The 13,110-nt window shown below is 73.1% G+C and carries 10 protein-coding genes; 3 read left to right on the forward strand and 7 right to left on the reverse strand.

Translation table 11 applies throughout. The features are described from left to right. Positions 1–18: 18 nt before the first annotated feature. The 7 genes from murD to rsmH all read right to left on the reverse strand — a co-directional run bounded on the left by murD (position 19) and on the right by rsmH (position 9,262). Positions 19–1,440, reverse strand: a complete 1,422-nt coding sequence (gene murD, locus ACIRPK_RS15600) for a UDP-N-acetylmuramoyl-L-alanine--D-glutamate ligase (RefSeq protein WP_403038365.1) — start codon at positions 1,438–1,440, stop codon at positions 19–21. After that, complete coding sequence (gene mraY, locus ACIRPK_RS15605) at positions 1,437–2,498, reverse strand: phospho-N-acetylmuramoyl-pentapeptide-transferase (protein ID WP_403038368.1); 1,062 nt, start codon at positions 2,496–2,498, stop codon at positions 1,437–1,439. The genes murD and mraY overlap by 4 nt, the downstream gene beginning before the upstream one ends. Continuing rightward, positions 2,495–3,895, reverse strand: coding sequence for a UDP-N-acetylmuramoyl-tripeptide--D-alanyl-D-alanine ligase (gene murF / locus ACIRPK_RS15610; protein WP_403038371.1), 1,401 nt, complete (start codon positions 3,893–3,895; stop codon positions 2,495–2,497). Before murF ends, mraY begins: the two co-directional genes overlap by 4 nt. Continuing rightward, entirely contained in the window at positions 3,892–5,448 is a 1,557-nt protein-coding gene (locus ACIRPK_RS15615) for a UDP-N-acetylmuramoyl-L-alanyl-D-glutamate--2,6-diaminopimelate ligase (RefSeq protein WP_403038374.1), read from the reverse strand. Before ACIRPK_RS15615 ends, murF begins: the two co-directional genes overlap by 4 nt. Before the next feature lie 143 nt (positions 5,449–5,591). Further along, positions 5,592–7,679, reverse strand: coding sequence for a peptidoglycan D,D-transpeptidase FtsI family protein (locus ACIRPK_RS15620; protein ID WP_403038377.1), 2,088 nt, complete (start codon positions 7,677–7,679; stop codon positions 5,592–5,594). Further along, positions 7,676–8,251 (reverse strand): septum formation initiator family protein, encoded by a 576-nt coding sequence (locus ACIRPK_RS15625; protein WP_403038380.1) that lies wholly within the window; start codon positions 8,249–8,251, stop codon positions 7,676–7,678. Before ACIRPK_RS15625 ends, ACIRPK_RS15620 begins: the two co-directional genes overlap by 4 nt. Positions 8,252–8,290: 39 nt before the next feature. Beyond that, positions 8,291–9,262, reverse strand: coding sequence for a 16S rRNA (cytosine(1402)-N(4))-methyltransferase RsmH (rsmH, locus tag ACIRPK_RS15630; protein ID WP_403038383.1), 972 nt, complete (start codon positions 9,260–9,262; stop codon positions 8,291–8,293). A gap of 751 nt (positions 9,263–10,013) precedes the next feature. On the opposite strand from rsmH, the gene ACIRPK_RS15635 reads away from it, so the two are divergent. The 3 genes from ACIRPK_RS15635 (at position 10,014) to ACIRPK_RS15645 (ending at position 13,094) form a co-directional block, all read left to right on the forward strand. Next, positions 10,014–10,547, forward strand: a complete 534-nt coding sequence (locus ACIRPK_RS15635) for a beta-class carbonic anhydrase (RefSeq protein WP_403038385.1) — start codon at positions 10,014–10,016, stop codon at positions 10,545–10,547. 230 nt (positions 10,548–10,777) lie between these two features. Next, on the forward strand, positions 10,778–11,770 hold the full coding sequence (locus ACIRPK_RS15640) for an AAA family ATPase (protein WP_403038388.1): 993 nt from the start codon (positions 10,778–10,780) through the stop codon (positions 11,768–11,770). Position 11,771: 1 nt separating this feature from the next. Then, positions 11,772–13,094, forward strand: a complete 1,323-nt coding sequence (locus ACIRPK_RS15645) for a DUF58 domain-containing protein (RefSeq protein ID WP_403038391.1) — start codon at positions 11,772–11,774, stop codon at positions 13,092–13,094. Positions 13,095–13,110: the final 16 nt, after the last annotated feature.

A 13,110-nucleotide genomic window follows, 5' to 3' on the forward strand; every position in this document is an offset into this window, starting at 1 on the left:
TCCCTGCCGCCGGCGCCCTCAGAGTGCCCGGACCGCCTCGGCGAAGAAGTCGCCGCGCTGGCCGTAGTTGGTGAACATGTCCATCGAGGCACAGGCCGGCGCCAGCAGGACCGTGTCCCCCGGTCGGGCGAGCCCGGCGGCCACCCGGACCACCTCGGCCATCGCCACCGCGCCAGTCTCACCCTGGGCGGCCTCGATCACCGGAACATCCGGGGCGTGTCGCGCCAGCGCCTCCCGGATCAGCTCCCGGTCGGCACCGATCAGCACGGCGGCCCGCAGCCGCCCCACCGCCCCCTGCACCAGCTCGTCGAAGGTCGCGCCCTTGGCCAGGCCGCCGGCCACCCAGACGATCGACTCGTACGCGGCCAACGAGGCTGCCGCGGCATGGGTGTTGGTGGCCTTGGAGTCGTCGATCCAGGTGACCTCGCCGACCACCGCGACCTCGGCGATCCGGTGCGCGTCCGGGCGGAACGCCCGCAGACCCTCCCGGACGGCCTTGGTGTCGACCCCGTACGCCCGGGCCAGCGCCGCCGCCGCCAGGGCGTTGGCGATGTTGTGCGGGGCGGGCGGGGTGACGTCCTCGACCGCGCCGATCTCGGCGGCGTTCTTCTGCCGGTCCGGGACGAACGCGCGGTCCACCAACAGGCCGTCCACCACGCCGAACTGGGACGGGCCGGGGGCGCCGAGGCCGAAGCCGATCGCCCGGCAGCCCTCCTCGACGTCGGCCTCGATCACCAGTCCCTCGGTGGCCGGGTCCGCCAGGTTGTACACGCAGGCCACCTGGTTGCCCTGGTAGATCCGTCCCTTGTCGGCGGCGTACGCCGCCATCGAGCCGTGCCAGTCCAGGTGGTCCGGCGCCAGGTTGAGCACGGCGGCCGAGTGCGGGCGCAGCGAGGGCGCCCAGTGCAGTTGGTAGCTGGAGAGCTCGACCGCGAGCACGTCGTACGGCTGCTCGGCCAGCACCGCGTCCAGCACCGAGACGCCGACGTTGCCGACGGCGGCGGTGCGCTTGCCGGCCGCGGTCAGGATCGAGGCCAGCATCTGGACGGTGGTGGTCTTGCCGTTGGTGCCGGTGACGGCCAGCCAGGGGGCCGGCTCGCCGGTGCCCGGCAGCGGCCTGCGGAGCTGCCAGGCGAGTTCGACGTCGCCCCAGACCGGCACGCCGGCCCGCTCGGCGGCCAGGAACAGCGGGCTGTCCGGCGGCCAGCCGGGCGAGGTGACGATCAGTCGGGTGCCCTCGGGCAGGGTGTCGCCGTCGCCGAGCCGGACGGCCACGCCGTCCAGTCCGGCGGCCCGGGCCCGCAGGCCCGCGCCGTCGCCGCCGTCCACCACGGTGACCAGCGCGCCGAGGCCGTGCAGCACCCGGGCGGCCGAGACACCGGAGATGCCCAGCCCCGCGACGACGACCGGCAGGCCGGCGAAGGCGACGGCGGCGGTCATCCGGTCACCCAGCCCGCGTAGAACAGGCCGAGGCCGACCGCGACGCAGAGGCCCTGGATGATCCAGAACCGGACCACGATCAGCACTTCGCTCCAGCCCTTGAGCTCGAAGTGGTGCTGGAGCGGTGCCATCTTGAAGACCCGCTTGCCGGTCAGTCGGAACGAGCCGACCTGGATGACCACCGAGAGCGTGATGATCACGAACAGGCCGCCGAGCAGCGCGAGCAGCAGCTCGGTCTGCGAGCAGATCGCCAGCCCGGCCAGTGCGCCGCCGAGGGCGAGCGAACCGGTGTCGCCCATGAAGATCTTGGCGGGCGAGGTGTTCCACCACAGGAAGCCGAAGCAGGAGCCCATCAGCGCCGAGGCGACCACCGCCAGGTCCAGCGGGTCCCGGACGTCGTAGCAACTGGCGGTGGCGGTGACCTGGACCGCACAGGTCTGGCCGTACTGCCAGACGCCGATGAAGACGTAGGCACCGAAGACCATCACCGAGGCGCCGGTGGCCAGGCCGTCCAGGCCGTCGGTGAGGTTCACGCCGTTCGACATCGCGGCGATCATGAAGTAGGCCCAGATCACGAACAGCACCGGGCCGATCGACCAGCTGAAGTCCTGGACGAAGGAGAGGCTGGTGGAGGCCGGGGTGCGCCCGGCCTCGTCCTTGAACTGGAGCGACAGGATCGCGAAGGTCAGACCGACCAGCGACTGGCCGAGCAGCTTGGCCTTTGCCCGCAGGCCGAGCGACCGCTGCTTGACCACCTTGATGTAGTCGTCCAGGAAGCCGACCAGGCCCAGGCCGGTGGTCAGGAAGAGCACCAACAGGCCGGAGGCGGTGGGCTTCTCACCCGTTATCACCTTGGTCGCCGCGTAGGCGATCAGGGTGGCCAGGATGAAGGCGATGCCGCCCATGGTGGGCGTACCGCGCTTGCTGGCGTGCGCCTTGGGGCCGTCGTCGCGGATCATCTGGCCGTAGCCGTGCTTCGCCAGCAGCCGGATCAGCGCCGGGGTGCCGAGCAGCGTGAGCACCAGCCCGATCATCCCGGAGAAGAGAATCTGCTTCACTTCGCGGCTCCATCAGCCAGCAGGGCCTCGGCCACCCGCTCCAGGCCCACCGAACGGGACGCCTTCACCAACACCACGTCCCCTGGCCGCAGCTGACCCCGCAGCAGCTCGACCGCCGCGTCCGCGTCGGACACCAGCACCGACTCCTCACCCCACGAACCTTCGTTCCTCGCGCCCAGTTCCATACAGGCCGCGTCGCGTCCGCCGACCGCCACCAGCCTGGTGACGTCCAGTCGGACCGCGAGCCGCCCGATGGCGTCGTGCTCGGTGAGGCTGTCCTCGCCGAGCTCCCGCATCTCGCCGAGCACCGCGAAGGTGCGGCGGCGCTCCGGACCACGGCCTCCCATCGACACCAGCGCCCGCAGCGCGGCCCGCATGGACTCCGGGTTCGCGTTGTAGGCGTCGTTGACCACGGTGACGCCGTCGGCCCGTTCGACGACCTCCATGCGCCAGCGGGACAGCGCTTCCGCCTCGCCGAGCGCGGCGGCGGTGTCATCGACGGACATACCGAGCGCCACCGCCACCGCAGCGGCGGCGAGGGCGTTCGAAACGTGGTGCTCACCGTACAGGCGCAGCCGGACCGGTGCGGAACCGGCCGGGGTGGTGAGCGTGAACTGTGGCCGCCCGGCGTCGTCCAGGCGAACTCCGGTGGCCCGGACGTCGGCGCTCGGGCTCTCGCCGAAGTACAGCACCCGGGCCTTGGTGCGCGAGGCCATCGCCTTCACCAGCGGGTCGTCGGCGTTCAGGATCGCGATCCCGTCGCTGGTCAGCGCCTCCACCAACTCGCCCTTGGCCTCGGCGATCGCGGCCTTGGAGCCGAACTCGCCGAGGTGCGCGGTGCCGATGTTGAGCACCACGCCGACGGTGGGCGGGGTGATCGCGGTGAGGTAGTCGATGTCGCCCTTGTGCCGGGCGCCCATCTCCATCACCAGGTGCTTCGTGGTCGGCTCGACCCGCAGCGCGGTCATCGGGTGGCCGATCTCGTTGTTCATCGAGCCGGGCGGGAAGACCGTCTCGCCCCGGTGGGCCAGCAGTTGGGCGATCAGGTCCTTGGTGCTGGTCTTGCCGGCCGAGCCGGTGAGCGCCACCACCTCGGCGTCGGACCGCCGGACCACGGCCCGGGCCAGCCGGCCGAGCGCCAGCTGCACGTCGTCCACCAGCACGGTGGGCACGTCGAGCTGACGGGTCGCCAGCACGGCGACCGAACCGGCCGCGACCGCCTGCCCGGCGAAGTCGTGCCCGTCCACCCGCTCACCGACGATCGCGACGAACAGGCAGCCCTCGGTGAGCTTGCGGGAGTCGTGCTCCACCGAGCCGGTGACCCGGGCGGCCGGGTCGGCGTTGTGCAGGGTGCCGCCGACGGCCTCGGCCACCTCGGCAAGGGTCAGTGCGATCACGGCTGCTCCACTACTCCTCGGCTGACACGGTGCTCGATGGCCTCGCGCAGTACCTGCCGGTCGTCGAAGGGACGGACCTCGCCCCGGACGTACTGGCCCAACTCATGGCCCTTGCCCGCGATGAGCACGGTGTCCCCGGCGTGCGCGTGCCGCACCGCGTCGGCGATCGCCTCGGCCCGGTCCGGCACCACCAGCACCTCGCCGCGCTCGGCCTCCGGCACCTCGGTGGCGCCGGTCAGCATGGTGGCCAGGATCGCCAGCGCGTCCTCGGAGCGCGGGTTGTCACTGGTCAGCACGGCGGTGTCGGCCAGCCGGGCGGCGATCGCGCCCATCGGTCCGCGCTTGTACGGGTCACGGTCGCCGCCGCAGCCGACCACCACGTGCAGCCGGCCCTTGGTGACCTCGCGCAGCGACTCCAGCACGGCCCGCAGCGCGTCCGGCTTGTGCGCGTAGTCCACCACGGCCACGTACGGCTGCCCGGCGTCCACCCGCTCCAGCCGGCCCGGCACCCCGGGGACGGCGGCCACCCCGGCCACCGCCTGCTCCAGCGGCACCCCGGCGGTGACCAGCGCGGTCAGCGCGCCGAGCGCGTTGGCCACGTTGAACGGGCCCGGCAGCGGCACGCTCGCCTCGGCCGACTGCCCGTCGGGGCCGACCACGGTGAAGGTCGAGCCGAGCGGGCCGAGCTGGACGTCCAGTGCCCGCCACTGCGCGGCCGGGTCGCCCTTGGCGGAGAAGCCGGTCACCGGGATCGGCGCCTCGGCGGCCAGCCGGCGGCCGTACGCGTCGTCCAGGTTGACCACGCCGAGCCTGGCCTTGTCGGGCTGGAACAGCTTGGCCTTGGCCCGGAAGTAGTCCTCCATGTCCGGGTGGAAGTCCAGGTGTTCCGGCGTCAGGTTGTTGAACAGCGCGACGTCGTAGACCACGCCGTCCACCCGGCCGTAGCTGAGCGCGTGACTGGAGACCTCCATCACCACGGCCTCGGCGCCGCGCTCGCGCATCACCGCGAGGATCGCGTGCAGGTCGGTGGACTCAGGGGTGGTCCGCTCGCTCTTGATCCGGTCGGTGCCGACCCGCATCTCCACGGTGCCGATCACGCCGGGGGTCAGTCCCGCGCCCTGCAGGCCGCCCTCGACCAGGTACGCGGTGGTGGTCTTCCCGTTGGTTCCGGTCAGGCCGATCATCCGCAGGCCCGCGCTGGGCCGGCCGTAGACCTCGGCGGCCAACTCGCCCATCCGGGCCCGCGGGCTCGCCACCACCAGCAGCGGGGCGCCGCAGTCGGCGGCCTGCTCGGCACCGTCCGGGTCGGTCAGCACCGCGACCGCGCCCTGCCGCACCGCCTGCGCGGCGAACTTGGCGCCGTGGTGGTTGGCACCGGGGAACGCGACGTACACGTCGCCGGGCCGGACCGCCCGGGAGTCGTGGGTGACGCCGCTGACCGGCGCCCCCTCGACCGGCGGCAGGCCGAGCAGACGGGCCACCTCGGCCAGCGGGGTGGCCCGCACGCCGGTGGGTCGGGGCGGGCTCGCGGAGATTTGATCGGGTTTCGGCACGGCCGGAAGGCTATCCGCCACACCCCCCGATGAGCCAAACGCGGGCCCCGACCCGGGATCTGCACCGGACCCGTCCCGGATCTCCCCAGGACCGCCACGCGAGGGGGTGCCGGGCACGGGCTGGGCGGGGCTCTGGCTGTTCATCAGGGCTTCCAGTCGACGGGGAGGTTGGGCGCCTCGCTGCCGCTGGGGGCGACGCGCAGGGTCTTCAGGGTGAACTCCATCACCTGCTTGAACACCGGCCCGCAGAGCTGGCCGCCGAAGTGACCGTTCTTCGGGTCCTGGATCACGCAGGAGACGGTGACCCGGGGCTGCTCGGCCGGGGCGAAGCCGATGAAGGAGGCGGTGTAGCCGTTGTACTTGCCGGTCTTCGGGTCCACCCGGTTGGCCGTGCCGGTCTTCCCGGCGACCCGGTAGCCCTCGATCTTGGCCTTGGCACCGGTGCCCTGCTCGTCCGAGACCACCGACTCCAGCATCTCGGTCAGGGTCTTCGCGGTCTCCGGCTTGACCACCCGGGTCTCCTGGCCGGGCGCGGCCGGTACGTACCTGCCGTCCGGCCCGGTGGTGCCCGCCAGCAGACTGGGCGTCACCCGGACTCCCCCGTTGGCGATGGTGGAGAACACCGAGGCCGCCTGCAGCGCGTTCACCGACAGGCCCTGGCCGAACGGGATGGTGTACTGCTGCGAGCCGTTCCAGTCCTCCGGCTTGGCCAGGATGCCCTTGGTCTCGCCGGGGAAGCCGAGCCCGGTCGGCTTCCCGATGCCGAACCGGCCCAGGTAGTCGGCCAACACCTTGTTGGCCTCCGGCTGGCTCCTGCCGAGCTGCTCGGCGGCCAGGATGGTCCCGATGTTGGAGGACTTCGCCAGCACGCCCGCCAAGGTCAGGTACCAGGTCGGGTGGTCGATGTCGTCGTGGAAGACCCGGTCCGAGCGCTGCAGCGTGTTGGGCACCGTGACATGGGTGTCCCAGGCGGCCGTCCCGGTGTCCAGCACCGCCGCCATGGTCATCAGCTTCGCGGTCGAGCCCGGCTCGAAGGCGTCGCCGACCGCCGCGTTGCCGAGCTGCTCGGGCTTCGCCTTGCTCAGTTCGTTCGGGTTGAAGCCCGGGGACGCGGCCATCGCCAGGATCTGACCGGTCTTCACGTCCTGGACGATCACGTAGCCCTTCTCCGCCCCGGCGTTGGCCACCTGGTCGGTGATCGCCCGCTGGGCCGCCCACTGGATGTCCCGGTCGATGGTCAGCCGCAGGTCGGTGCCCTCCACCGGGGACTGCTGACTGCCGCCTGCGGTCGGCACCATCCGGCCGTTCACCTGGGCGTACGTGCTCCTGCCCGGCTTGCCGGCCAGCTCCTCCTGGAACTGCTTCTCCAGGCCGCCGGTGCCGATCCCGTCCACGTTCACGTAGCCGAGCAGGTTGGCCGCCAGGCCGCCCGACGGGTAGACCCGGCGCTTGCTGTCCTGGTTGATCACCCCCACCAGCGGGTTGGCGCAGACGTTGTCCACGTACTGCCGCCCGCCCTGGTCCGCGGGCTTGCCGACCAGCTTGCGCTGGGCCCGGCAGGCGGGGGTGTCGGCCTGCTTGGCCAGGGTCACCTTCAGGTCGGTGATCTGCTTCTTGGTCTCCGGGCTCTGCCGGGGCGCCAGCATCACCCACTTGGTCTTCGGGGTGCGCAGCGCGGCGGTCAGCTGCTCCTTGGTCCGGTCCAGGATCGGGGCCAGCAGCGCGGCCGCCTGCTCCGGCGCGTCCGGCACCAGGGACTTCTCGGCCGGGTACAGCGAGGGGTCGCCGGTGATGTCGTACGCGTCCACCGTGGTGGCCAGCGCGACACCGTCCGAGGACGTTATCGAGCCCCGGTCCGCCGAGAGGACCGCGTCCACGTAGTTGTGGGCCCCGGCGGAGGCGGCCAGCGCGTCCGAGTCGAGCAGCTGAAGCTGGATCAGCCGGCCCGCGAAGACCGAGAACACCAGGGCCAGCGCGACCGTGACCAGCCGCAGCCGGCGGCGCTGGTCGGCCAGCTTGATGGTGCGCACCGGCGGCGGGGCGGGGTGCGGGCGGCGGGCGGCCGGTCGGCGGGGCGGCTCACCGGTGCGCGGCCGCGGGGCCCGCGGCCGCTCGGCCGGCCGGGCCGTCCGGCCCGGCTGCGGGCGGGCGGACTGCGGGCGGCCGGGCTGCGGGCGGGCCGGCCGGCGTGGTCCGGGGCCGCCACGCGGGGGCTGACGGGGCGTACTCATCGCGGCGTACCTCCGGCGGACGGGGCGGGAGCTGACGGGGCGGCGGGCGGGGCCGGGTCGATCTGCACCCCGGTGTCCGTGCCCGGGGCGGCGGGCGGCGACGCCTGCGGGCTCGGGCTGGGCTGGGCCCAGAGCTCCTCGACCGAGCGCTTCACCGGCGGGCTGTCCTGGGCCTGGGCCGGCTTGCCCTTGACCGAACCGTCGGCGGTCTCCAGGAACGCCAGGTCACCGCCGGGCACCATGCCCAGCTCGCGGAGCCTGCGCTCCAGCGCGTCCGGCCCCGACTGCTGGTCGATCTGGGCCTGCAGGGTCTGCTGAAGGTCGGTCAGCTCGGTGGACTGCCGCTCCAGCCGGCTGAGCTCGAAGGAGCCCTCGTTCAGCGCGGTGTTCAGCATCAGCAGCCCGAACAGCCCGCCCGAGAGCAGCGCCACCACCAGGACCGCGAACGGCGTCCGGCCCCGGGCCGACCCGCGTCCCGGCCGTACCGTGATCCTCGCCCCACCGCTCCGGCCGGGGAGCGCCCCGCGCTCCCGCTGTGTTCGACCCGTCGGGCCACCACCGGCCACCGGCACCGCGTCTCTCCCTCGCCCGTCCTCGTTCCCCCGCCGGTCCTACTGACCGCGGGGCTCCCTGATCCTCTCCGCCACGCGCAGCCGTACGGGCGCGGCGCGCCGGTTCTCCTCGATCTCCTGCTCGGTGGCCAGCTCCGCACCCCGGGTCAGCAGCTTCAGCCAGGGCTGGTGCTCCTCCGGGATGACCGGCAGGCCGGGCGGTGCGGTGTTGGTGGCCGCCGCGGCGAAGTACTGCTTCACCAGCCGGTCCTCCAGCGACTGATAGGACATCACCACGATCCGGCCGCCCAGCGCGAGCGAGTCCAGCGCGCCGGGGATCGCCCGGTCCAGCACCTCCAGCTCGCCGTTGACCTCGATCCGCAGCGCCTGGAAGGTCCGCTTCGCCGGGTTGCCGCCGGTGCGCCGGGTGGCGGCCGGAATGGCGTTGCGCACCAGATCGACCAGACGCGCGCTGTTGCTGAACGGTTCCTTCTCGCGCTCCCGCAGGATCACCGAGGCGATCTTCCCGGCGAACCGCTCCTCACCGTAGACCTTCAGGATCCGGGCCAGCTGGCCGTGCGGGTACGTGTTCAGCACCTCGGCGGCGCTGAGACCCCGGGTCTGGTCCATCCGCATGTCCAGCGGCGCGTCCTGCGCGTACGCGAAGCCCCGGTCGGCCTCGTCCAGCTGCATCGAGGAGACCCCGAGGTCGAACAGGATGCCCTGCGCCTTCGGGATCCCCAGGTCCTCCAGCACCTGGGGGATCTCGTCGTACACCGCGTGCACCAGGGTCGCCCGGTCGCCGAACCGGGCCAGCCGCTCGGCGGAGAGCTTCAGCGCCGCCGGGTCGCGGTCCACCGCGACCAGCCGCACCTCGGGGAACTGGGTGAGCAGCGCCTCACTGTGCCCCCCGAGGCCCAGGGTGGCGTCCACCACCACCGAACCGGGCGCGGTGATCGCCGGGGCCAGCGCATCAACGCAGCGCTGGAGCATCACCGGGACGTGCTTGGGGGCCGGACTGTCGGTGCTCATGCCGACCATTCTGGGCCATCCCCCGGCCCTCCCCGGTCAGGGGCTCCGCCGCGCGGGCGACGCCGACTTCTTGCAGGCGCTCAGCCGCCTACGGCGCCAGGGGCTCGGGGAACTGCGACGCCGGCCTCGGAAAAGGTCACCGTCGCGTGCATGGTCAGGGACTTTCGCAGTGACCCGCACGCCAGATCTCCTCGCCCACGCGGCGGAGCCGCACATCAGCAGAGCCCCGAGCCCCTGGGTAGTCGACCGCTGAGCGCCTGCCAAAAGTGCAGCCCCGAGCCCCTGACTCCGTAGGGGGCTGAGCGCCTGCCGAAAGTGCAGGACGGACACAGCCCGTGGTCCCCGCCCGCTCGCCTGGGGAAGGAGTGGCCGCCCGGCACCGGGGAAGGTGCGCCAGGTGGCACGGAGCGGGAGGAGGCCACGGGCTGTGTACGGCCGTGCCCGGCTGGGGAGTTGACGGACCGTACGGCCCGTGCTCCGCTGCGCCGAACTCTACCGCCCGGGCCTGCCCAGTCAATCGTCCGCGACGGCGCACCACCCGGCTGGAGTCATGAATCACCGCAGGTCGGGACGGTTCGGGCGGCCTCGTCGCCCGGTCGGCGGTACCGCGCACGGGTGCCACCGTGCGCCGGGACAGACCGGGGCGAAGCAGACGGGCGGGCCGGACGGCCGATATGCGCTGCGTCACACCCACCCCTACCAGTGCCCCCCGCCCCACCACGGCGACCGAAATCCCATTACCGTCTTCCGCATGACAGTGACCCCCGACCGGCCCACGCCGAACGCCGCTGCCGAACCCGCCATCATCGACCGCTTCGTCGAGGCCAACCGCGCCTACGCGGTGACCTTCCGGGACGGCGGGATGGACGCCCGCCCGGTCCAGAAGGTCACCGTGGTGGCCTGCATGGACGCCCGCCTCGACCTGTTCGCCGCGCTCGGCCTGGAGCTCGGCGACGCGCACCTGATCCGGAACGCCGGTGGGGTGGTCACCGACGACACCATCCGTTCGCTGACCATCAGCCAGCGCGCCCTGGGCACCCGCTCGATCGCGCTGATCCACCACACCGGCTGCGGCCTGCTCGGCCTGACCGAGGACTTCCGCCGGGAGCTGGAGCTGGAGGTCGGCCAGCGGCCGACCTGGTCGGTGGAGTCCTTCGTGGACCTGGACGGCGACGTCCGGCAGTCGATGCAGCGGGTCCGCACCTCGCCGTTCATCCCGCACCGCGACGACGTGCGCGGATTCGTCTTCGACGTGCACACCGGCCTGCTCCGCGAGATCCACTGACCCCCCGCTCCGCCCGCAGGGCCCGGCCAGCGCTGTCCGGGCCCGTCCTGCTGTCCGGTTCCCGGCCGGGAACCGGATCGCCGCCGGTCGCGTCCCCGGACGAACCGGGACAGTGTGGCGCGTGTCGCCCGGTCGGGTGACGACAGGCCGCCTGACAGGGAAGAATGCGCCTGCGGGCCGACCCGGCAGTGTGGCGGCCAGGTGATTTTTCGGGGCATGGGAGCAATCGGGTGACGACCTACAACGGACAGACCGGCGCGGGCAGTTCGGGCCTGCATGAGCTCGGCGCGGTGGCCGAGCGGGTCCGGGCCTCGGTGGAGAGCGTCATCGAGGGCAAGCCCGAGGCCGTCCGGATCGCGCTGACCGTCCTGCTGGCGGAGGGTCACCTGCTGCTGGAGGACGTTCCCGGCGTCGGCAAGACCATGCTGGCCAAGGCGCTCGCCAAGTCGGTGGACTGCACGGTGCGGCGGATCCAGTTCACCCCCGACCTGCTGCCGTCCGACGTGACCGGCACCAACGTGTTCGACCAGAACCGCCGGGACTTCGAGTTCCGGCCGGGCGCGATCTTCGCCCAGATCGTGGTCGGCGACGAGATCAACCGGGCCTCGCCGAAGACCCAGTCCGCGCTGCTGGAGTCGATGGAGGAGCGCCAGGTCACCATCGACGGCACCAGCTACGAGCTGCCCTCGCCGTTCATGGTGATCGCCACCCAGAACCCGGTCGAGATGGAGGGCACCTACCCGCTGCCCGAGGCCCAGCGCGACCGCTTCATGGCCCGGATCTCGATCGGCTACCCGAGCGCCGAGGCCGAGCTGGCGATGCTGGACATCCACGGCGGGGCCAACCCGCTGGACGACATCACCCCGGTCGCGCACGCCCACGACATCCTCAAGCTGGTCGACGTGGTCCGCACCGTGCACGTGGCCGACACCGTGCGCCGCTACGCGGTCGAGCTGGTCGGCGCCACCCGGCACCACCAGGAGCTGCGCCTCGGCGCCTCGCCGCGCGCCACCCTGCACCTGGTCCGGGCCGCCCGGGCCGCCGCCGCCCTGGACGGACGCGAGTACGTGCTCCCGGACGACATCCAGGCGCTCGCCGTCCCGGTGCTGGCGCACCGTCTGATCGCCACCGCCGAGACCCAGCTGAGTCGCCGCAGCACCGAGCAGATCGTCACCGACCTGGTGGCCCGGCTGCCGATCCCGCGTCCGCAGGGACGGGGCTGAGGTGCCCCAGGCCGACCGTCCGGCCGGGCTGCGCACCGGCCTGCGCGGGCTGACCACCCGGGGCCGCTCCTTCCTCGCCGCCGGCTGCACCGCCGCGCTCTGCGCCTACGTCTTCGGACAGGACGCGCTGCTCCAGATCGGCGTGCTGCTCGCCGCCCTGCCGCTGGCCGCCGCCTTCCTGCTGGTCCGCACCCGCTACCGGGTCGCGGGCGGCCGCCGGCTCAGCCCGTACCGGGTGGCGGCCGGGCAGGAGGCCCGGGTGCACCTGCGCCTGGACAACGTCTCCCGGGTGCCCACCGGCCTGCTGCTGCTGGAGGACAAGGTCCCGTACGTGCTCGGGCCGCGCCCGCGCTTCGTGCTGGACCGGGTCGAGCCGCGCGGCTTCCGCGAGGTCTCCTACCGGGTCCGCTCCGACCTGCGCGGGCGCTACCCGCTCGGGCCGCTCCAGCTCCGGGTCGCCGACCCGTTCGGGATGTGTGAGCTGACCAGGTCGTTCGCCGCCTCCGACGTGCTGACCGTGGTGCCGCAGGTGCAGAGCCTGCCCGCGGTCCGGCTGACCGGCGAGGCGTCCGGGCACGGCGACTCCAACACCCGCACCCTGGCGCTGGCCGGGGACGACGACGTGATCCCGCGCGAGTACCGGCACGGGGACGACCTGCGCCGGGTGCACTGGAAGTCCACCGCCAGGTACGGCGAACTGATGGTCCGTCGGGAGGAGCAGCCGCTCAAGGCCCGCGCCACCGTCCTGCTGGACACCCGGGAGATCGGGCACCGGGGCAGCGGCCCCGCCTCCTCCTTCGAATGGGCCGTCAGCTGCGCGGCCTCGGTCGGCGTGCACCTGATGGAGCGCGGCTACCGGACCAGACTGCTGACCGACACCGGCCTGGCCGTGCCCGGCCCGGAGAGCGGCGTGATCGCCTCGGTCGCCGAGGCCGCCGGGCTGCTGCTGGACAGCCTGGCCGTGGTCGAGCAGTCCGACGGCGGCGGGCTGGCCCGCGCCGAGGAGGTGCTCCGGCTCGGCGGTGAGGGCGTCATCGTGGCGATCCTCGGCTCGCTGGACGACGAGCAGGTGGCCCGGCTGGGCCGGCTCCGCCGCCGCGCGGGCGGCGCCGTCGCCATCCTGCTCGACACCGCCACCTGGGCCGGGCTCCGGCACCTCCTGCCGGACGCGCCCGACGAGGACGCCACCGACCAGGTCCGCCGGCTGCGCGAGGCCGGCTGGACCGTCCTGCCCGCCCGGGCCGGCGACTCCGTCCCCGCCCTCTGGCGCCTGGCCGAGCGCACCGCGGGCCCGGCCCCGTACCGGAACGGGGCCGGCTCATGACCAGCTTCCGCACCAC

The organism is Kitasatospora sp. NPDC101801, assembly GCF_044766665.1.
Lineage (GTDB): Bacteria > Actinomycetota > Actinomycetes > Streptomycetales > Streptomycetaceae > Kitasatospora.